Consider the following 22,536-nt stretch of genomic DNA (forward strand, 5'->3'; position numbering starts at 1 on the left):
GCCTACAGAAGATGGATATGATATTTAGAAAGATGGCACTTAATGATATTGCTCAAATTGTAGCTATTGAAGAAGCATCTTTTTCAACCCCTTGGACTGCAGATGCCTTTCACCGTGAATTAGAGATGAATGAACATGCACATTATGTCGTGCTAGAAAAAGATGAACTCGTAATTGGATATTGTGGATTGTGGATAATTCTTGATGAATCACATGTAACAAATATAGCTATCCTACCAGAATACAGAGGTCAAAAGCTAGGGGATGCCTTATTGAAAGAAGTCATTTCCGAAGCGAAAGGGTTAGGAGTAAAAACAATGACACTTGAAGTACGCGTGTCAAATGAAGTAGCAAAGCAGTTATACAGAAAATACGGATTTCAAAATGGTGGGATTCGTAAACGATACTATGCAGACAATCAGGAAGATGGTCTTGTAATGTGGGTGAATATATAATGGAAAAAAATACAATTATACTTGGTATTGAAACAAGCTGTGATGAAACAGCTGTAGCAGTTGTTAAAAATGGAACGGAAATCATTGCGAATGTCGTTGCATCGCAAATTGAAAGTCATAAGCGTTTTGGCGGAGTTGTACCAGAGATTGCATCCCGTCATCATGTAGAAGAAATCACAGTTGTGTTAGAAGAAGCTTTAAAAGAAGCGAATATCACTTTTGAGGATATTGATGCAATTGCTGTAACAGAAGGCCCAGGTTTAGTCGGAGCACTTTTAATAGGTGTAAATGCAGCGAAAGCTGTGGCTTTTGCTCATGATATCCCTCTAGTTGGTGTTCATCATATTGCTGGTCATATTTATGCGAACCGTTTAGTAAAAGAAGTACAATTCCCGTTACTATCGCTTGTTGTATCCGGTGGGCATACGGAGCTTGTTTATATGAAAGAACATGGTTCATTTGAAGTGATTGGTGAAACGCGAGATGATGCGGCAGGAGAAGCTTACGATAAAGTAGCTCGTACATTATCAATGCCTTATCCAGGTGGTCCTCATATTGATCGCCTTGCGCATGAAGGAAAACCAACAATTGATTTGCCTCGTGCGTGGCTAGAACCTGATTCGTATGATTTCAGCTTTAGTGGATTGAAATCAGCAGTTATCAACACTGTGCATAACGCAAAACAGCGCGGTATAGAAATTGCACCAGAAGATTTAGCAGCAAGTTTCCAAGAAAGTGTAATAGATGTACTTGTAACGAAAGCGTCTCGTGCAGCAGATGCTTATAATGTAAAACAAGTGCTCCTTGCTGGTGGAGTAGCTGCTAATAAAGGGCTTCGTGCACGTTTAGCAGCAGAATTTGCACAAAAAGAAAATATAGAGCTAATTATTCCTCCTCTATCTTTATGCACAGATAATGCAGCGATGATTGCGGCTGCAGGTACAATTGCATACGAACAAGGAAAACGCGCTACATTAGCTTTAAATGCAAATCCAGGATTAGATATTGAAGCATAGTTATACACAAAATTAACCACAGCTTGTGGATAAAACCCGTATTATCTGTTGATAATATGGGTTTTTTTGTGTGTATAAAATGTGCATATTTTTTTTTGCGACTGTGGATAATGTGGAAAAGTTATTTGGGAGTTTATATTATAAAGGTGGATATGTGTATAACCTTGTGGATAACATAGGTGAAGTCTGACCTTTGAAGAAATTCTTTTTTGGGAAATAAAAAACAAGGAGATGTCCAAAAAACATTTTGAAACATCCTCCACTTATTATATAAGGTGCTACTATTGTCAATCCTTGTCGAATCGGTTATATAATTTCATTTACTATGGTATTAATTCCAAAAAAGAAAATAAAAAGGAGGTCATCTCGTCAAAAAGCCCGACTTATGAGACATCCTCCTCTTTTAAATTCTCTTATATATGCAGTTCTTCCCATTCTGCCATACAAGCTTCAAGCTGTTCTTGCAGTGTTTGTTTTTTAGTTGTAATTTCACTAGCCTTTTCATAATCTGCATATATTTCTGGTAAGCAAAGCTGGTCTTCTAAAGTAGCAATTTCTTCTTCTAAGCCTACGATATTTTGTTCCAGTTCTTCAATTTTTCGAGTACGTTGACGCTCTAACTGTTTACGTTCTTTTTCTTCGAGATAATTTAATTTTTCTTGTGCCACCACTTTTTGAACAGGTACTTCATCTTCTTGTTGCTCAAATTCCGCACGTTCAATCATTTCATTTTTCTTTTCAACGTAATAATCGTAATCACCTAAATATTCTTGTGCACCTTCTGTTGATAACTCAACAACAGTTGTCGTTACGCGATTAATAAAGTAGCGGTCATGAGAGACGAATAGAAGAGTACCTGGGTAATCAATTAAAGCATTCTCCAAAATCTCTTTACTATTTAAATCAAGATGGTTTGTTGGCTCATCGAGAATTAATAAATTGGATTTTTGCATCATAAGTTTTGCAAGAGCTAGTCGAGCCTTTTGTCCACCACTAAGAGAAGATACTGGTTTTAGTACATCATCCCCTGTGAATAAAAAGTTGCCTAGTATAGTGCGAATTTCTTTTTCTGGTTGCAGGGGATATTCATCCCATAGTTCATTTAAAACTCGCTTCGAAGATGTTAAGTTGGCTTGTTCTTGATCATAATAACCAACAGATACATTTGACCCGAAAGCAACGTTTCCATGTAATAGCTGTAACTTATTCACAATGGATTTTAATAATGTAGATTTTCCAATTCCGTTCGGCCCAACTAAGGCAACACTGTCACCGCGAGTTAAGCGCATATTTACATGTTCAATAATCGGTTCCTGATAATAGCCAATAGTTGCATCTTTCACTTGTAAAACATCATTTCCACTTTGTTTTTCAATATCGAAGTGGAAGGAAGCTGATTTAGAATCGCCTAATGGTCTAGTTAATACTTCCATTCTGTCTAATTGTTTACGGCGACTTTGAGCACGTTTTGTCGTAGATGCACGAGCTATATTTTTTTGCACAAAGTCTTCCAGTTTAGAAATTTCATCTTGTTGTTTTTCATAACGCTTCATCTCTTGCTCGTATAGAGCGGATTTTAAGTCTAAATATTTACTGTAGTTACCAACAAATCGTCGGCTTTCCTTATTAGAAATTTCGTATACTTGTGTAACGAGTTTATCTAAGAAATAACGGTCATGGGAAACGATTAAAATCGCGCCAGGATAGCCTTGCAAATATTGTTCAAGCCATGTTAGTGTCTCAATGTCCAAATGGTTTGTAGGTTCGTCTAAAATAAGTAAGTCTGGTCTAGTTAATAATAATTTCCCAAGAGCTAATCGAGTCTTTTGTCCACCACTTAATGTAGAAATTGTCGTCTGATGCGTTTCAACTGGGAAGCCAAGACCGCTTAAAATCGAGCGTATATCCGCTTCATACTGATAGCCGCCTTGATCTTTATAATCTAATTGTAATTGGTCATAATCAGCTAATAATTTGTCGTATATAGCCGCATTTGAAAAGTTTTCTTCTTTTCCCATCTCTTGCTCTAGCCTTCGAAGTTTTGTCTCCATCTGCTGTAGATGTGTAAAGACGGTTAACATTTCATCCCAAATTGTTAAAGACGTTTCTAATCCGGTATTTTGAGCTAAATACCCCATTGAGACATCTTTCGGTTTTATAATTTCACCACCATCATGAGATAACTCGCCAGCTATTATTTTTAATAATGTAGATTTTCCGGCTCCATTTCGTCCGACTAATGCGATACGATCTTTTGCTTGTACTTCTAATTTTATGTTTGCGAGAATCGTTTCTGCACCGTATAATTTCGAAAGCCCATTCACTTGTAATAATATCAATGTTTTCACCTCAAATAATTTCTTAACTTTGCCATGTTTATATTTCTCAATCATACTAAAAATAGTGTATAGTTTAAAATAAAGAGAGAATACTTCTTCTCTTTATTATACAAGGAAATTCATGAGTGCTAAACTCTTGTATTTGATTCAAGTATATGAATAAAGATAGGAAGAGAGGAGAGGTTATATGGATCAGCAAAAAATTCCACAGGCCACTGCCAAACGATTGCCTCTATACTATCGATTTATCCAAAACTTATCTCTTTCTGGTAAGCAACGTGTTTCATCAGCCGAATTGAGTGAAGCGGTAAAGGTTGATTCCGCAACTATTCGAAGAGATTTTTCATATTTTGGAGCGTTAGGGAAAAAAGGATATGGATATAACGTAAATTATTTATTATCATTTTTCCGTGAAACACTCGACCAAGATGATATAACACGTGTGGCACTTATTGGAGTAGGTAATTTAGGGACCGCTTTCTTACATTATAATTTCACGAAAAACAATAATACAAAAATTGAAATGGCGTTTGATGTTAGTGAAGAGAAAGTTGGAACAGAAATCGGTGGAATTCCTGTATATCATTTGGATGAATTAGAAGAACGTTTATCAACTGATATACAAGTGGCAATATTAACGGTACCCGCTACAGTAGCGCAATCTGTGGCAGATAGATTGGCAGAAACGGACGTGCATGGTATTTTAAATTTCACACCAGCACGCTTAAATGTGTCAGAGAATATAAGAATTCATCACATTGATTTAGCTGTAGAGTTACAAACGCTTGTTTACTTTTTGAAGAATTATCCACAATAAAACGCAGAGGAGATGACCTCTGCGTTTTATTATTGTTTTTTCTTTGTGAATTTAACTAAGATAAGGCGTAGTGCCAAATTAAAATCAATTGTTGCCATAACTGCAAATAGTATTGTCCACATATTCCAGATTGTATCTGTTACGTTCGTAATGGCGAATCGTGTAAAGATACATCCAAGAAGAAAGTACAATGCAGCCATGAACAATGGTGAGTTTCTCATACTAAAAATCCTCCGATAAAGCCTTGCATTTTTTCAGCTTCTTTAATCATTTCTTGAATTTGCTCATTACTTACTACAACTTGAGCAACTGCAACTAATGTATTCATTGCAACATGAGCTGCAATAGGAACTATAATTCGTTTCGTTTTTACGTATAAAAAGGCGAATACGAGCCCCATAGAAGTGTATACCAATAAGTGAGTAAAATCAAAATGAATCGCCGCGAATACAAGTGAACTAATGATAGCGGCAATAAAGAAGTTAAACTTCTTATAAAGTGTACCGAATAAAATTTTTCTAAATACGATTTCTTCCAAAATAGGTCCTATTATAGATATGACGATAAGGAACCAAGGTGTCGTTTTTGCGATGTCCATAAGTCTTGCTGTATTTTCAGATCCCGGTGCAATCCCTAATAAACGCATTTCAATCATACCGGCAATACTTTGTGAGAACAGTGCTAAGAAGAAACCAATAAAAATCCACCCAATTGTAGCTGGAACAGTAGAGCGCATTTTATCTAAATGCCTGTCACGAATATCTGTTCTGAGTAACCAAAGTACAACGCATAATGCAATGAAAAAGCTAATGATAGCCCAATGACCAGTTATGAGCTGAATTTTTTCCTCTCTAGTAAATCCCCTATTATCGTATAGTCCAGTTTTCAGGAGAAGCGGTAACCCGGCAATGCCTGATAACTGCATTAAAATGTATGTAACGATAATCCACCAATATTGTTTTTTCAAATGGTTTAACCATCCTTTCTAACGCTAGTGTATGAGATAAGGTAGGATAACATGTAAATATGCTACCTACGATATAAACTTTCATTTGAATTATGTTTTTTTTGTAAATTAGCATTTGAAAATAAAATAGGAGACAGGAAAAAGTTGTACGTTTAGCGAAAACAACTTAGGGTGTCTTTCACATTGTAACATACAAGAAGTGGGAACAACGATTCATATAGTAAAGGTAGTAGAAGAAGTAATCCTATCTAGGAAAGTGCATAAAGTAATTTGCGAAAAAATTATGATTTTTTTACTTGCAAAAGAAATTGAGATTATTTATTATTAGAAGTGTGTTAGCACTCGTGTGACTTGAGTGCTAATAAATAAAATTTACATAACAAAATGAGGAGGTTATTGTTCATGCTAAAGCCATTAGGTGATCGCGTTGTAATTGAACTTGTTCAAGCAGAAGAAAAAACAGCAAGTGGTATTGTATTACCAGAAACTGCAAAAGAAAAACCACAAGAGGGTAAAGTTATTGCAGTAGGTACAGGCCGAGTGCTTGAAAATGGTGAGCGTGTTGCTTTAGAGGTAGCAGCAGGTGATCTTATCATCTTCTCAAAATATGCAGGTACTGAAGTGAAATACGAAGGTACAGACTACTTGATTTTACGTGAAAGTGACATTTTAGCAATTATCGGTTAATTATATACATTTTAAAAATCCAAGGGGGTCAATTATTATGGCAAAAGATATTAAATTTAGTGAAGAAGCACGTCGTTCGATGCTTCGCGGTGTCGACACTCTTGCAAACGCAGTAAAAGTAACGCTTGGACCAAAAGGTCGTAACGTTGTACTTGAGAAAAAATTCGGTTCACCACTTATTACAAATGACGGTGTAACAATCGCAAAAGAAATCGAATTAGAAGATGCATTCGAAAACATGGGTGCGAAATTAGTGGCAGAAGTTGCTAGCAAAACAAACGATGTAGCTGGTGACGGAACGACAACTGCAACTGTATTAGCGCAAGCTATGATTCGTGAAGGTCTTAAAAACGTAACAGCTGGTGCAAACCCAATGGGTCTTCGTAAAGGTATCGAAAAAGCTGTTACTGCTGCAATTGAAGAATTAAAAGCGATTTCTAAACCAATCGAAGGTAAATCTTCTATCGCACAAGTAGCTGCTATTTCTTCAGCTGACGAAGAAGTAGGTCAATTAATCGCTGAAGCAATGGAGCGCGTTGGTAACGACGGTGTTATTACTTTAGAAGAGTCTAAAGGATTCACAACAGAATTAGCTGTAGTAGAAGGTATGCAATTTGATCGTGGATATGCATCTCCTTACATGATTACTGATTCTGACAAAATGGAAGCAGTGCTTGATAACCCATACATCTTAATCACTGACAAGAAGATTTCTAACATTCAAGAAATCTTACCAGTATTAGAGCAAGTGGTACAACAAGGTAAACCACTTCTTATCATTGCTGAAGATGTAGAAGGCGAAGCGTTAGCTACATTAGTAGTGAACAAACTTCGTGGTACATTCAATGTAGTAGCTGTTAAAGCTCCTGGATTTGGTGACCGTCGTAAAGCAATGCTAGAAGATATCGCAATCTTAACTGGTGGCGAAGTAATTACTGAAGAATTAGGCCGTGACTTAAAATCTGCTACAGTTGAATCTTTAGGACGCGCTGGTAAAGTTGTTGTAACGAAAGAAAACACAACTGTAGTTGAAGGTATTGGAAATAAACAACAAACCGAAGCTCGCATTGGTCAAATCCGTGCGCAATTAGAAGAAACAACTTCTGAATTCGATCGTGAAAAATTACAAGAGCGTCTTGCGAAACTCGCGGGCGGCGTAGCAGTAATTAAAGTAGGTGCAGCAACTGAAACTGAGTTAAAAGAGCGCAAACTTCGCATTGAAGATGCACTTAACTCAACTCGTGCAGCAGTAGAAGAAGGTATCGTTGCAGGTGGTGGTACTTCACTTATGAACGTATACACGAAAGTAGCTTCTATCGTAGCTGAAGGCGACGAAGCAACAGGTATCAACATCGTACTTCGTGCACTAGAAGAGCCAGTTCGTCAAATCGCAATCAACGCTGGTCTAGAAGGATCTGTAGTTGTAGAGCGTCTAAAAGGAGAAAAAGTAGGCGTTGGTTTCAACGCAGCTACTGGCGAGTGGGTTAACATGCTTGAAACTGGTATCGTAGATCCAGCTAAAGTAACTCGTTCTGCACTTCAAAACGCAGCATCTGTTGCAGCTATGTTCTTAACAACTGAAGCTGTAGTTGCTGACAAGCCAGAACCAGCTGGTGCTGCTGGAATGCCTGACATGGGCGGCATGGGCATGGGCGGTATGGGCGGAATGATGTAATACGACCTCAAAACCCTTAAAATATAAGGTGTTTGAATATAGTTAAAGTGAAATGCTAGCATTTCTCGCCTGATTAGAGGCTTCTCATTAATTGATCAAATTAATGAGAAGCCTCTTTTTTCATTTCTTTGATTACACGCAGATAAACATTTTTAGGTTACTCATAGAAGCCTCCTCTCGCTTCTATGAGTAAAGATGTATATATATGGTCAACACTAGATTTGATCGAGATAACTGCAGTAATTGAGCCATTCGGCTTTCAACAGTCTTAATGAAAATAGGGTAGTCTATCTGTCGTGCTTGGCAAAATGAATCCCTCATCAAGATAAGCTTCACCCATATGTTCCTTAAGAGCGACTAATTCACTAACGCACATTTCTGTGTAGGAAAGCGTTAGGAAGGTTAATTGGTCCAAATCTAATTCTTTTTGAGTGGACGTTTGCAACAGTAACGCTAACTCCTCCTTTTCTATATATTTAGGGATTTCTTATTCTTCAAATTCATTAATATTTTTTCGCTCTTTTTTAGATAAGAAAATTTGATTGGGTCCCTCTTAATAATTTATATCTCGATGTCTTTCTTGGAAATCATCCTACTGATACGGTGTATTCCATCCAAACTTGCACCGCTTTATTCTCCGGTTGAATGGCTTGCATTACGCATTGAAGCCACCTCATCATGTAGCATGGACATGATGAGGTGACTGCTTTATACCTAAGTACTGTTAATCGCAGGTTCATCGTTTTCGTCAAAAAGCGGTAAACAAGATTGAATGAATGCTTTCTGTTTATTTCGTTTGATGTATATTGTTACAGTTTTGGTTTGCTGTCCAGGGAATGAAGGATCAAGTGACTGTTTCATCAGTTGTTGTATCCTTTGCTTTTCATATAACTATATCTCAAACTCATATTTTCTTTAGTCTTTGCTTTGTAGCATAGCGAATTTTCTTATCACTTCTAGTAAGTATAGGATTGCTGTTCATCATGATTCTCCTTATCAAATATTTCAGCAGTGTATCTGACTACTAGATAAAGAAAACCATTTCATGATAAAATTTCAATAGGTAAATAAAGGTAGGGGTGACTTCGTATGTTATTACAGTGAATAACTGGAGCAATATTCCTTTATAACATATAACTTCGGTATGCTACGAGTCGATAACGCTTAGAACATAGAACACCTAGCCACTAAAGGCTAGGTGTTAATAACATATACAACTTCTTCGTTGTGTTGAGCGTATTCTTAAGTTACCGCTGTTTTTACACGATATTTCTATAAAAGCAAGCACTTTGCCATTTTATCTAATAAAGTATCGCTAGTCACCTATATAATCGTAATCAATAGAATCCCGACCCGACCGATTTCTGCAAGGAGTTGTCGTCGCTTCTCTAAGGCTCCCATACTGTGCTATAAACAGTGGCAACATCCTTGACTCGTGTTATGGTAAGCTGACTTTATAGTATTGGTTCGGCTAACCTGAACTCTTGTTTATCACGACCTAAGAGTAATCCCACGATTCGGGTATTTTATTTCTAGTTTCACTTATGCCAGTACTAACAATGACAACGCTTTGATAGAGGAAGTTGCTTGGATTTTCATTAAGGTATTTGTAATAAAACCTTTAGAGAGTGGAATGACAAGCTCTAGCTAGAAGATTTTTTTTACATATGTTCAGGTGGACAATATTAAGCGATTACATGTAAAGTTATTAATATTAAAGTAAGAGATTTGCGCATAAAATGTGGGCGAATAGCAGCTTCATTTTATAAAGGTTCTCAACTATTTATTACCATATTGAAATGCAATATAAGATTAATATTGTGTATGAAATAATGAAGTGTTTTTTTAGTTAGAAAGCGAGGTATGGAATGATGATAAGCATGATGACTGATTTTTATTCACCTAAATATGATGAACATCGAGCTATAATCGAAAAGTTACGTAATAGAGGACGTGACTGGGGTTTTATAAAATATTATGGTAAACAAGATGAAGAGGGACTGCAAAACAAACTTGAATTATTAAAGGAAGAAGATATCATTCCTGAAGATTTAGATGCAATGCTTTGGCTAGGGATTGTGACATTTTTGCGTGAAGCTGAAGAACGTATGCAGACAATTGAAGAAAAAATTGTCAATAATCGTATTTTGAGTCGCCGACAAGATAATGATTTAACGATTCCAAATAATGAGACAAGTAGCTGGCAGCTATATAAAAACAAACTGATCCAGCAAGGGTGGACAACCGAATCTGTAAAAGACGTAGAAAATACAACGATTAGTATTTTAAGAAAACTGCGCGTAGAAACGTCCGAACCTGTAAAAGGATTAACGATTGGTCACGTACAGTCGGGTAAAACAGCGAGTATGGCTGCATTAATGGCAATGGCTGCAGATTGGGAGTTTAATTTATTCATTGTTTTGTCAGGAACAATTGAAAATTTACGTAAACAAACAGAAGACCGTTTGATAGATGATCTTAAAATATCAGGTAATCTTTCTTGGGAACGTTTAAGTCAGCTGTCATTAAAGCCAGGTTCATCTCATAAGGTAACTAGCTTACTATTAAATCAGGGGTCACGTGAACGTTATTTAAATGTATGTTTAAAAAATAAAACACGTTTAAATGATTTAATCCATTGGTTAAAAGAAGACGGCAACAAGCTTTCACAAATGCGCATTTTAATTATTGATGATGAAGCAGATCAAGGTGGGATCAATACAAAAGATGTAAATGATTCAGAAGCAGAACGTACAGCATTGAATAAAGCAATTGTAGAGCTAGTGAATATTCAAGCAAATGATAGTTCGAAACCGTTCAGTATGAACTACGTTAGCTACACTGCTACACCTTATGCAAACTTTTTAAATGAAGCTTCAGAAGAATCCTTATATCCACGTGATTTTGTCGCAGTATTAAATCCTGCAAAAGAATATTTTGGTGCAAAACAAATTTTCGGCTTAGAAAATAATGAATATTATCGAGGGTTGCCAATGATACGTGAAATTAAAGCAAATGATCGTGATTTAGTCAATGCTGTTCATAAAGAAGAGGAAGATTATTTGCCGCAATCATTTGAAGATGCACTTCATTGGTTTATATTAGCGACTTCAATTATGCGTTATCGCAAATATAAAAAGCCGATTAGTATGCTTGTACACACTAGTCAAAAGCAAATGCATCATCAAATTTTCGCGGATTTAATTAACGACTATTTTCGTAGGACATCGAAAGTAAAAATCATTGAAGCATGCCGTGTGTTATATGAACAAGAACAAAAAAAGTTTACAAAAGAAGACTTTGAAATGGAGTTTGAAGTATACCCAAATAAAGGTGATGTGAAAGATTATCCGCCATTTGAAAAAATCGAAGAAGAGTTAAAACGTTTAATCCGCTATAATCCTTCTCACATTAATGTATTAGAAGATACAAAACGAATGGAATATCATGACGGTCTTCATTTATGTATTGATAACTGTGCAAATAATGGGATTACAGAAGATTTAGAGTATGTCCGTTTAGTTTATCCAGATCCTAAGTCACCGAATTATCCAGCACCAGCACCAGCATTTATTGTTATTGGTGGTAGTACGTTATCGCGGGGATTAACAATAGAAGGTTTAGTGAGCACTTATTTCTTACGTACAACTTCGCAAGCAGATACATTACTGCAAATGGGGCGTTTCTTCGGTTACCGTAGAGGTTATGAAATGCTGCCGCGTATTTGGCTAACAACGGATACAGAGGCGAAGTTTAGATTTATGGCGACGCTTGAGGAAGAACTGCGTGAGGATATTGAAACATATATTTTAGAAGGTATGGATGCCAACGAATATGGACCAAAAATTAAAAACTCGCCAAAACTAACATGGCTACGTATTACAGCAAAAAATCGTATGCAAAGTGCTGAGGAAATCGATTTAGACTTCTCTGGCACATCAAGCCAAACGATTATTTTCGATAATGATACAGAGGTATTGAAGCACAATATTGAAGTAACAGAACACTTTTTACAACATCTAGGCACACCAAGTGAAACACGCAATAGTCGAGGTATTTACTGGGAAGATGTACCGTTCCAACAAATTATGGATGATTTCTTTCGCAAATTTAGATTCAGTGATCCAAGTGAGTTTGCAAATATTGAATCGTTCTATCAATGGTATCAAAAGAAAAAAGAAGAAGCTGGTTTTACCAATTGGAATGTCGTGTTATCAGGTAGTGGTAAATTAGATGATGATAAACATAAACAATGGATAGTCGGTGGTCGTGGTGTAGGACTTGTTACACGTAGTCGTCGTGGTACGGCGGCGGGTGACAAAATCAATATTGGGGTATTACGAACACCTTCTGATTTATATGCAGATATGACAAAAGCAATGTATGATTCGATTCCAGATGAATACAAGTTGACATCGGCCGGCAAAGAAGAGCGTGCACGTATTGAAGAGCAATTAGAAGAAATTGATGAAAAGCAACTGAAGAAAAGTGTGGTTAATGAAATGCGTAAAGAGGCTGGTATCGGTTTAACACCACAGCTACTTTTATATCGTATCGACAAAGATTCAAAGTTTACAAAGAAACAAAGTCCGAATATAAAAGAAGCGAGTAAGCGTTATGATTTAAATGCTTCTGAAGATTTAATTGGTATAAGTTTATTTGTACCAGGGTATCGTTCGGGTAAAAATTTAGCGACAAAATTGTCGATTCGTATTGAAAATCTAATGGGTGAGTCTGAGATGGAAGAAGGAGAAGGATAATGCAAATCGAGATTGCAGAGTTCGGGAAAATGTCCCAATCTGGTAACTCATTATTAAAACTTATTCAAAATAACGATTTACCGATTCTAGATTTACTTGTACGTGAAGCTGTGCAAAATAGTTTAGATGCGGGCATTCGTGTAGAAGGGCACGATTCTGTATTTGTGGATATTGGCATCAAGGATGTCGATGTCCCGAGCTTTGCTAGGCATTTTGATGGAATTGCAGATCGATTAAACGAAAAGTTTGGAGCATCGCCACAAAAGGCGATTTATATTGAGGATGCCAATACAACCGGATTAACGGGTTCATTAGACTTTAAACATTCACCAAACGGCAATGTTTTCAAACTGATTTATGGGATTAGCATGGCACAAGAAACACCGGGTGCTGGAGGGTCTTGGGGATTAGGGAAGACTGTCTATTTCCGTGTAGGCATTGGTTTAGTTATCTATTATTCACATATTTTAAATGACGATGGTCAGTACGAGCATCGTTTAGCTGCGACGTTAGTAGAAAATGAGAAATTACCAGATACGATTATTCCAAAATCTGAAGGGAAAGTGCCGAGTGGAATTGCTTGGTGGGGCCAACTTGTAGCATCCGATAGTCATGATACAATTCCAATTACAGATGAGGCGATGATTCGTGATATTTTACACTCCTTATCTATTGAGCCGTTTGAGGGAGAGCGTACAGGAACGAAAATTATTATTCCATTTATTGATGAACAGCAACTCCTTATCAAGCATGAATTCAATCCAAATGAAAACAAACCGTGGGAATCGAATGTAGTAGATTATATTCGTGTGGCAATGCAACGTTGGTATGCACCACGTTTAGCAAATAAAAAATATGCTTATGGCAAATATTTAGATGGGCATATCAATGGGGAGCTACTAGAAAAGGATGATTTTTTACCATTATTCTTTGAGCTACAAATGATGTACAATGCAGCCGCACTCGATGGTAAATCAAAACGTTATTTCATCAATGATATTCAAATTCGTAATTATTTTGAACACAATAAAGTAAATAATACGGGGCGTGTAGCATATAAAAAGTTCACGAAGAAAGAGTTAGATATGCTAGCACCAGTGAATGGTCCAAGTCCGTTTACATGTACAGATGAAAAAAATACGATGGGTGAGCAGAATGCACCATTAATGGCTTATACGAGAAGACCAGGAATGGTAGTCAATTATGAAACGGATGGCGAATGGTGCAAGGGGCTTGGCGCAATGGAAAAGGATGAATACTTAGTCGCCATTTTTGTGCCGAATTCCAATACAAAGCTACTGAATTCAGGGGATGACGTCATCGATTTAGAGGCGTATTTACGTAAAAGTGAAATGGCGGATCATACATCGTGGACGGATATTATTATCAAAGGCAAACCATTTGATATTGTAGAGAAAATTCGATCACAGGTACGTCGTAAAATTAAAGCCTCCTATGAAAATAAAGAAGAAGTCAAAGAAAAACAATTCATGAATACACTGGCACGTAATGTCGGGAAGATGTTATTGCCACCGACTGGCTTTGGTCGTCGTGCGTCGAGTCGTAATCGAGCTGGTAGCGCAAAAAAAACTACTAATATAGTAGGTAGTCGAGGTAATAGTTTTACGATTATGTCACAAAAATATTTAGATACAGGTGCTTTAGAAGTTCACTTTCAATTGAAGCTATCGAAAAATGTCGCTGCTTTTACATTGGAGCTTTTTGTTGCTTCTGAAGGCGGCAAGATTTCAGCAAAAGATTGGGAAGCGGCAGATAGTGTAGGGACACCATTCCCTGCGCAAATCACACGCATCTCTTTCCCGAATACAACCGGCTTATTTGGGAAATCTAATTCTCAAAAAAGTGAGAACAAAGTGTTACATGCTATACGTATTGAAAAAAACAAGCTAGCAGTAGATTGTACGGGGATTTTAGCTTTCGTATGTACAGATTCACATGTGCAAGTGGAGATGTTGATGAGGCCAGAAGGAAGTGTAGAAAATGGCTAATAAGGTTAGTATGTATCGGATTTATGATGAGGCAATGGAAGAACTGCTAGATGCATCAGCTAATATACAATTTTTTTATAAAGATGAAGATGGTACAAAACAAGCTCTCCATCAAACTGCAGACTATGAGTATAAAACGTTGTTAAGTAATGATGACGATAGTTGGGACTATGTAGAAAAGGGTTTAGGGCTCTCCGGTAATTTAGTATTAGGTTGCCCATCTAGTTTGTTTAGTTCTACTCAATTGGTCAATGCTGATGCAGAGTTAGGGATTGCATTGCAATGGTTGTCAAAGCAATCTTCTCAGCGCGGTGTAATACCGCTTGCGACGATTACGAATACAACATCGAATGATGTGATTATCCCGATTGAGTATTATTTCGAAAAGGATAAATTATTTGGTGAAGTACATATTTCGCTTATTGTTTATTTGAAAAAGGCGAGTCGCAATAGTATGCGGGGACAAGCACAACTGACAGGTACAATTTTAGGTGAGTTAGTAGAATGGGTAGTTATTTTAGATGGTTCTGGCTCAACGTTTCCTATTGTGATTGTCAATGAACCAGATAAACCTTTATGGTATGTAGATTTCAACTATTCGGATCCGATAGTTGAACCGTTTGATAAAGAATATATCGCGATTTATTTGAATAAAGCACATATTGCATTCCCATCGATTCAAAAGCCGAAAACGAAACTTGATCAAGCGTTATATGTAGAATTTTTAGCAGGCGCATTGCAACTTATTTTGCAAAACTTGATGGCATGTCCGGATTGGCAAGATATTCAGGATGGGAAAAACTGCGAAGATGGTTCTATCGGACAAGTCATGCATTATTTTAAAACAACGTTAAATTGGGATTTCGATACGCCAGAAAAACTCTCGATGTCTTTACGTAAAGATTTAGAAATACGGGTAAAGGCAGGTGGAATTTAGTGTGGGAAGATGTAATTTATACAAAAGCACAAGCGAAATTTAAGTTTCAACAAATTGAGGCTGAACCGGAAAACTGTGCACCACGCCAAGTCAAAGAACCTTTTGATCAGCTACGTGAAATCATGATGAGCGAAAAGAAAGAATTTTTAATGGATAAAACGAAGAAAATTAATTCTTATGCATTTGATTTACATATGGGATTGATATTGTACCATATGCTAAAAGAAGATTACGGTTTTAACGAGAGACTAGCAGCTCAAGATGAGATATGGCGTTATTTATCGTTGGAAGTATGTCCTGACTTAGTATACGAACGTTTTGGAGGGAATGATCAACGTTTTTATAAAGGGACACGACGTATTTGGTTGAAGAGTATTTGGTGGTATATTCATCTTTCTTGGCAAGGGACAGAGGAAGAAACATATGAAATATTAAAGGGGAATTCGGCAGATGAAATCCTGCAACTACTTGATCGTTCAGGTAGCGGCGGTTATCGTGTGGGATTAACACGTGAAATGATGCGCCAGTATAAAGTGCATTCTAGTAGCAAAGTCAAAGTGCCTCAATTATTTCGTCGGGTATTGAAATTAAACACAGCGCGATTAAATATGCTTGAACCTAGTTTAGTAGATGGTGGCATAGAAACATATGTAATGGATTTGTATAAGTATTTTTTGAATGACATTTAGCAAAATTGGAGAAAAGAGTCGAGTGTATGGAAATAATACAAAAAATTAGAGAAGGCTTCGCTTATTTTCGAACATCTGCAAAACGTTCCATTACATTAAAAGAGCAGTATTATTGGATTGTGAAAATTGGTGATATGCAAGGTATTGCTATTGAAATTCCGGCAGATAAACATGTAAATGAGCAGTTCGCCAGCATTTCTTATTATACAAAAGAATATGTACTTGATGGTGAAGAGCACCATTTATTAATGCTCGTATCTGATCATCCGAAGTTATACAATGATTTTGCGATTGTTTGTACTGGTTTTTTAGAGAAGGTACTGGATGCGGAATCGTATCAAGAAATTCAAGAAAATCCAATTTCATGGTGGCATGCTATGAAAGAACTTATGGGAAATGCGAATATCGAAAAGGCAACGTATAGTGTACTTGCTGAAATGCTTAGTTACTATTACTTGTTAAAACAAGGGAAAGAAATTTCTTGGATAGGCCCATTTGGTGGCTCTGTAGATTTCGATAGCGAGGATGGCGGATATGAAGTAAAATCGACGGTAGCACGTTATGGTTCGCAAATTACAATTAATAGTCAGTATCAATTAAAGGCAAAATATTTGTTGTTTTATCGTTTTGAGCCTGCTGTATACGGTATTTCGATTCAAGATATAGTTATAAAATTATTGGGCTTGGGCGTAGAAGAATCGGAAATCGAACGTGCACTTGAAAAATTAAAATACCCAATTAGCAGTGAAGTTCGTAAAAGATCATATCGTCTGCTCGAAGTAATGAAATATGAAATCGATGAAAGGTTCCCAAAAATCGTACCAGAAAGTTTTATAGACGGACAATTGCCTAAACATATTAGTGGACTTATATATAAATTAGATTTAGATGGTTTGGATGGGGATTTTATTGATTTAAAGGAATTCTAATAAAAATAGTCAATTATTAAGAAATATCTGGGATTCTATCTGTAGATATAGTAGTGATTTTAGTGCATTGGAGGATGGTTTGGTAAATTTGAACAATCCGTTTGCTGTGGTGGTGCTTGAAAAGGTGGTTATAAGCATCTTTTCTGTAGAAACATCTATTGAATAATAATTGAAGACATTCTGTGGATGCTGGCCTTGTTAAATCCGATATGGCAATGTATAGCAAATGAACCGTTCCTGTATATACTGTTATTTCAACGCATGTGGGTTGTGTGATCACTTGTAAAAGGCGATGTGTATAGAATGTGCATCGCTTTTTGGGGTAAGAGTTATAAATCTAATCATATATCATCGCTTGCTAACCATATGCTAATATTTTTCTGATGAAATATAATGGATCACATTAAATCAAGGTTAAAGGCCCTACACTTAATACAAGTAAATTGTTGATTTGATGCTATTCGTTTCTACTAAGGTTAAATATATTGCAGTTTAAAACCATATGGACAGAATGGTATTATTCCGTTTTTTTGTGTTTTTGAGAAAAGGAAATTAATTTCTGTAGAATTTTGTCGCTTTCTCTCTTGACCATACTCATACTTCATTGTTAGAATCTAGGAAGATAATATAAAACGATCCTTCATATATCCTCAATGATATGGTTTGAGAGTCTCTACCGGGTTACCGTAAACAACCTGACTATGAAGGCAGTGTGTCTTATATTTATAAAGAGCGGAGACTATCTTTCTTTATAAAGCCAGACCCCTGCCTTTTCTTTGTTATGAGACTAGAGGCGGAGGACTGGCTTTTTTTATTATATTGGTAATTCTTTTTGCTAAATTGGTGAAAATATTTATATACGAGAACTAACGTTGGGGTGATTATTTTGAAGAAGCAGCATGATACAATTATCGTTTTAGATTTTGGGAGTCAGTACAATCAGTTAATAGCACGTCGAATTCGTGAGTTCGGTGTATACAGTGAACTTCATCCGCATACAATTACTGCAGAAGAAATTAAAGCAATGAATCCAAAAGGGATTATTTTCTCTGGTGGACCAAATAGTGTATACGGTGAAGGTGCATTACATTGTGATGAAAAAATCTTTGAACTAGGATTACCGATTTTCGGTATCTGTTACGGTATGCAGCTTATGACGCAATACTTCGGTGGTAAAGTAGAACGTGCCAACCACCGTGAGTATGGAAAAGCTGTTCTTAAAGTAGAGAACGAATCAAAATTATATGCGAGCCTTCCAGAAGAGCAAGTTGTATGGATGAGTCATGGTGACTTAGTAACTGGTTTACCTGAAGGATTCGTAGTAGATGCAACAAGTGAGTCTTGTCCAATTGCTGGTATGAGCAATGAAGCGGAAAACTTATACGGTGTACAATTCCACCCAGAAGTACGTCACTCTGAGCACGGTAACGATTTAATTAAAAACTTCGTATTCGGCGTATGTGGTTGTTCTGAAGGATGGAACATGGAGAACTTTATCGAAGTAGAATTAGAGAAGATCCGTGAAACTGTTGGAGACAAAAAAGTATTATGCGCACTTAGCGGCGGTGTAGACTCTTCTGTTGTAGCAGTATTAATTCATAAGGCGATTGGTGACCAATTAACATGTATTTTCGTGGACCACGGTTTACTTCGTAAAGATGAAGCAGAAGGTGTTATGAAAACATTTAGCGAAGGCTTCCATATGAACGTTATTAAAGTGGATGCACAAGAGCGCTTCATGAACAAGTTAAAAGGTGTAGAAGATCCAGAGCAAAAACGTAAAATCATCGGTAATGAATTCATTTACGTATTTGATGATGAAGCTTCTAAATTACAAGGAATGGACTTCCTAGCGCAAGGTACACTTTACACAGACATCGTTGAAAGTGGTACAGCAACTGCACAAACAATTAAATCTCACCATAATGTTGGTGGACTTCCTGAAGACATGCAGTTCAAATTAATTGAGCCTTTAAACACTTTATTTAAAGACGAAGTACGTGTATTAGGATCAGAACTAGGAATTCCTGATGAAATCGTATGGCGTCAACCGTTCCCAGGTCCAGGACTTGGTATTCGTGTATTAGGTGAAATTACAGAAGAGAAATTAGAAATCGTTCGTGAATCTGATGCAATTTTACGTGAAGAAATTATAAAAGCAGGATTAGACCGCGAAGTTTGGCAATACTTCACTGCGCTTCCTGGTATGCGTAGCGTAGGCGTTATGGGTGACGAGCGTACTTACGATTACACAGTAGGTATCCGTGCAGTAACATCTATCGACGGTATGACAGCTGACTGGGCACGTATCCCTTGGGACGTATTAGAGAAAATCTCTGTACGTATCGTAAACGAAGTAAAACACGTTAACCGTATCGTGTATGATATAACGAGCAAGCCACCAGCAACTATTGAGTGGGAATAGTATTATAATGAAAGATCCATCTATCATTTTATGTATAGATGGATCTTTTTGTTTTTAAGTGATTACACGAACGAAAATATAAAACTTTGTAAAAATGTTCGTTTTTAAATTGACACACACCCTATTGTGAGTTAATATGAGTATGTAATTCAAACAAAAAGTGAATATTATGCCGTCGTATAATATCGGGGATATGGCCCGAAAGTTTCTACCTAGCTACCGTAAATGGCTTGACTACGAGGCGTTTGTATAAAGATGAGGGGAAACTTGTCTTTGTTTATAGAGCGCTTCCATGTATATGCAATGGGAGCCTTTTTTATTTTTATAAATAAAAGAGGGCTAGGGTGAAATACGGCGAGTAATCATATAACGGGGGAAACGTAAGATGAAACGCTATTTTCAGTTTGATGAACTCGGCACAAATTATAAAACAGAGTTCATAGCAGGGTTAACGACATTTCTATCTATGGCTTACGTACTATTTGTCAATCCTGCTACGCTGTCGCTTGGAAATGTTAAAGGATTACCAGCAGGTACAGGGATGGATCCAGGTGCAGTATTCGTTGCTACAGCATTAGCAGCGGCGATTGGTTCGTTAATTATGGGGATATTTGCGAAGTATCCGATTGCTTTAGCGCCAGGTATGGGAATAAACGCGTTCTTTGCTTATACAGCGGTGTTAACGATGGGAATTCCGTGGCAAACGGCGATTGCTGGAACATTAATGTCAGGTATTATCTTTATTATTCTTACTGCTTCAGGTATTCGTGAAAAAATCATTAATGCAATTCCAGTAGAGTTAAAGTTTGCAGTAGCGGCGGGTATCGGATTATTCATTGCCTTCCTTGGATTCCAAAATGCCGGAATTATCGTGAAAAATGATGCCGTCCTTGTTGGATTGGGGGATTTAACGAAGGGTACAACGTTGCTGGCGATTTTCGGAGTTGTTACTACAATCATCTTCATGATTAAGAAAATAAATGGTGCTGTTTTCTACGGCATGATTCTTACGGCAATCTTAGGAGTAGCAACAGGATTAATTGATACTCCGAAAGCTGTAGTGGGAGCAATACCGAGTCTAGAACCAACGTTCGGTGTGGCATTAACTCACTTTGGAGATATTTTCACTGTTGAAATGGCGATTGTTATTATCACGTTCTTCTTTATTGATTTCTTTGATACAGCGGGTACGCTTGTAGCGGTTGCGAATCAAGCGGGATTAATGAAGAACAATAAATTACCACGTGCAGGAAAAGCATTATTTGCAGATGCGATTGCAACTGTAATTGGTGCAATTCTAGGTACATCTACTACGACGTCTTACATTGAATCGTCTGCGGGGGTAGCGGCAGGGGGGCGTTCTGGATTTACAGCAGTTGTAACAGCAGGATTCTTCTTACTGGCACTTTTCTTCTCGCCACTATTAAGTGTTGTGACACCAGCTGTAACGGCACCAGCTCTAATTATTGTAGGAATCTTGATGGTTTCATCTTTAGGAGAAATTGATTGGAAGAAATTCGAGATTGCAGTACCGGCATTCTTTACAATCATCTCTATGCCACTTACGTATAGTATCGCAACAGGAATTGCAATCGGGTTTATCTTCTATCCAATTACAATGGTTGTGAGTGGTCGTCGTAAAGAGATTCATCCAATTATGTATGTTATGGGAGTTTTATTCGTACTATATTTCATCTACGTTCGTAAATAAGAGGGTTTTTTGAAAGGTCTAGACTTAAGGGGAGTCTAGACCTTTTTTGCGTCTTCAGAAAATCTTAAGGATTTCCGAGCGTTTTTCTTCAGAAGTTTTCTTATAATAGAAGTTAGGGATTAAAAACTGATGGGGGAGATAGTATGGCCGGGGAAACAATACTTGTCGTAGATGATGAAAAAGAAATTAGGAATCTTATTACAATCTATTTAAAGAACGAAGGATATAAAGTGCTGCAGGCAGGGGACGGAGAAGAAGGGTTACGTATATTAGAAGAAAATGAAGTGCATTTAGTTGTGTTGGATATTATGATGCCGAAAGTAGATGGTATTCATATGTGTATGAAAGTAAGGGAAGCGAAGGAAATGCCGATTATTATGCTTTCGGCAAAAACGCAAGATATGGATAAAATTTTAGGATTAACAACAGGTGCAGATGATTACGTAACAAAACCGTTTAATCCGTTAGAGTTAATCGCAAGAATTAAATCTCAGCTACGTCGTTATATGAAAATGAATGGTTTTGCTATTCAAAATGAGGACGAGTTAGAAATTGGAGATATGATAATAAACATCTCAACTCATAAAGTCATTGTAGAGGGAGAAGAAGTGAAGTTAACTCCACGGGAATTTTCGATTTTAGAATTGCTAGCTCGTAATCCAGATATGGTCTTTAGTGCTGAACAAATTTATGAAAAGGTTTGGAACGAAAGATCTTTCCAGTCTGATAATACTGTAATGGTGCATATTCGGAAAGTACGTGAAAAGATTGAGGAGAATCCAAGGAAGCCGAGATATATAAAAACAGTATGGGGAGTGGGGTATAAGATTGAAAAAGATATTTAATCCGTTTACTTATGTAAGGAAAACAAGAGAATTGATTGAGAAATTAGTAAAGAGTGTGCGGAAGAGTATAAGAATTCAACTGATTACTACTTTTGCAGCTTGTGCGTTATTAGGAGTTTTGTCAACGAAAGCAGCAGCACCATTTTTTGAAAATGCAAATCGTGAGGCTACTATCGATTATCGAGCTGGTATGGAGCGAATTAATCAACAAGCTCAAAGTGCTGCAAATAGCTCAGTTCATGAAAATAAATTAGAAGCCATATCAAATATGATTG

General features: G+C 37.0%; 17 protein-coding genes and 2 riboswitches (1 of these 19 running past the window's edge). Of the genes, 14 read left to right on the plus strand and 3 right to left on the minus strand.

Annotated features, from left to right (window positions below):
- Positions 1–11: 11 nt before the first annotated feature.
- Positions 12–455 carry a ribosomal protein S18-alanine N-acetyltransferase gene (gene rimI / locus EXW56_RS01525; RefSeq protein ID WP_002201989.1) on the plus strand — a complete coding sequence of 148 codons (444 nt, stop codon included), beginning with the start codon at positions 12–14 and terminating at the stop codon, positions 453–455.
- Entirely contained in the window at positions 455–1,471 is a 1,017-nt protein-coding gene (tsaD, locus tag EXW56_RS01530; RefSeq protein ID WP_002009991.1) for a tRNA (adenosine(37)-N6)-threonylcarbamoyltransferase complex transferase subunit TsaD, read from the plus strand. The genes rimI and tsaD overlap by 1 nt, the downstream gene beginning before the upstream one ends.
- Positions 1,472–1,884: 413 nt before the next feature.
- On the opposite strand, the gene EXW56_RS01535 is transcribed toward tsaD, so the two are convergent.
- On the minus strand, positions 1,885–3,810 hold the full coding sequence (locus tag EXW56_RS01535) for an ABC-F family ATP-binding cassette domain-containing protein (protein ID WP_098988876.1): 1,926 nt from the start codon (positions 3,808–3,810) through the stop codon (positions 1,885–1,887).
- Between the two features lie 187 nt (positions 3,811–3,997).
- Here EXW56_RS01535 and EXW56_RS01540 point away from each other — a divergent pair, with 187 nt between their 5' ends.
- Entirely contained in the window at positions 3,998–4,627 is a 630-nt protein-coding gene (locus EXW56_RS01540) for a redox-sensing transcriptional repressor Rex (protein WP_002113443.1), read from the plus strand.
- A gap of 29 nt (positions 4,628–4,656) precedes the next feature.
- Here EXW56_RS01540 and EXW56_RS01545 read toward each other — a convergent pair whose 3' ends face one another.
- Together EXW56_RS01545 and EXW56_RS01550 are read right to left on the minus strand one after the other, a co-directional pair.
- Complete coding sequence (locus EXW56_RS01545) at positions 4,657–4,848, minus strand: YdiK family protein (protein ID WP_001246201.1); 192 nt, start codon at positions 4,846–4,848, stop codon at positions 4,657–4,659.
- Positions 4,845–5,594: a CPBP family intramembrane glutamic endopeptidase gene (locus EXW56_RS01550; RefSeq protein ID WP_215597132.1), complete on the minus strand. Its 750-nt coding sequence runs from the start codon at positions 5,592–5,594 to the stop codon at positions 4,845–4,847. Before EXW56_RS01550 ends, EXW56_RS01545 begins: the two co-directional genes overlap by 4 nt.
- Positions 5,595–5,996: 402 nt before the next feature.
- On the opposite strand from EXW56_RS01550, the gene groES reads away from it, so the two are divergent.
- The 11 genes from groES to EXW56_RS01605 form a co-directional block, all read left to right on the plus strand.
- Complete coding sequence (groES, locus tag EXW56_RS01555) at positions 5,997–6,281, plus strand: co-chaperone GroES (protein ID WP_002009985.1); 285 nt, start codon at positions 5,997–5,999, stop codon at positions 6,279–6,281.
- 37 nt (positions 6,282–6,318) lie between these two features.
- On the plus strand, positions 6,319–7,956 hold the full coding sequence (groL, locus tag EXW56_RS01560; RefSeq protein ID WP_002201987.1) for a chaperonin GroEL: 1,638 nt from the start codon (positions 6,319–6,321) through the stop codon (positions 7,954–7,956).
- Positions 7,957–9,824: 1,868 nt separating this feature from the next.
- A complete protein-coding gene (locus EXW56_RS01565) occupies positions 9,825–12,716 on the plus strand; it encodes a Z1 domain-containing protein (RefSeq protein ID WP_215597133.1) in 2,892 nt (963 codons plus the stop codon).
- Entirely contained in the window at positions 12,716–14,725 is a 2,010-nt protein-coding gene (locus tag EXW56_RS01570; protein ID WP_215597134.1) for a hypothetical protein, read from the plus strand. Before EXW56_RS01565 ends, EXW56_RS01570 begins: the two co-directional genes overlap by 1 nt.
- Entirely contained in the window at positions 14,718–15,662 is a 945-nt protein-coding gene (locus EXW56_RS01575) for a hypothetical protein (protein WP_215597135.1), read from the plus strand. The genes EXW56_RS01570 and EXW56_RS01575 overlap by 8 nt, the downstream gene beginning before the upstream one ends.
- Positions 15,662–16,351 carry a DUF6339 family protein gene (locus EXW56_RS01580; protein WP_215597136.1) on the plus strand — a complete coding sequence of 230 codons (690 nt, stop codon included), beginning with the start codon at positions 15,662–15,664 and terminating at the stop codon, positions 16,349–16,351. The genes EXW56_RS01575 and EXW56_RS01580 overlap by 1 nt, the downstream gene beginning before the upstream one ends.
- Before the next feature lie 26 nt (positions 16,352–16,377).
- Positions 16,378–17,280, plus strand: a complete 903-nt coding sequence (locus tag EXW56_RS01585; RefSeq protein ID WP_215597137.1) for a PD-(D/E)XK motif protein — start codon at positions 16,378–16,380, stop codon at positions 17,278–17,280.
- A 620-nt stretch (positions 17,281–17,900) separates the two neighbouring features.
- A riboswitch (purine riboswitch) is annotated at positions 17,901–18,002 on the plus strand.
- A gap of 164 nt (positions 18,003–18,166) precedes the next feature.
- Entirely contained in the window at positions 18,167–19,705 is a 1,539-nt protein-coding gene (guaA, locus tag EXW56_RS01590) for a glutamine-hydrolyzing GMP synthase (RefSeq protein WP_435868467.1), read from the plus strand.
- A gap of 155 nt (positions 19,706–19,860) precedes the next feature.
- Positions 19,861–19,962, plus strand: a riboswitch (purine riboswitch).
- Positions 19,963–20,090: 128 nt separating this feature from the next.
- Positions 20,091–21,416: an NCS2 family permease gene (locus EXW56_RS01595; RefSeq protein ID WP_002091603.1), complete on the plus strand. Its 1,326-nt coding sequence runs from the start codon at positions 20,091–20,093 to the stop codon at positions 21,414–21,416.
- A gap of 143 nt (positions 21,417–21,559) precedes the next feature.
- A complete protein-coding gene (locus EXW56_RS01600; RefSeq protein WP_002201986.1) occupies positions 21,560–22,261 on the plus strand; it encodes a response regulator transcription factor in 702 nt (233 codons plus the stop codon).
- Positions 22,245–22,536 carry the start of a sensor histidine kinase gene (locus EXW56_RS01605; RefSeq protein ID WP_215597138.1) on the plus strand. It continues 1,214 nt past the right edge of the window, so 292 of the gene's 1,506 nt are visible here — the first part of the coding sequence; its start codon is at positions 22,245–22,247; its stop codon lies off the right edge, out of view. The genes EXW56_RS01600 and EXW56_RS01605 overlap by 17 nt, the downstream gene beginning before the upstream one ends.

Origin of the sequence: Bacillus mycoides, from assembly GCF_018742245.1 — a bacterium.
Taxonomy (GTDB): Bacteria; Bacillota; Bacilli; order Bacillales; family Bacillaceae_G; genus Bacillus_A; species Bacillus_A cereus_U.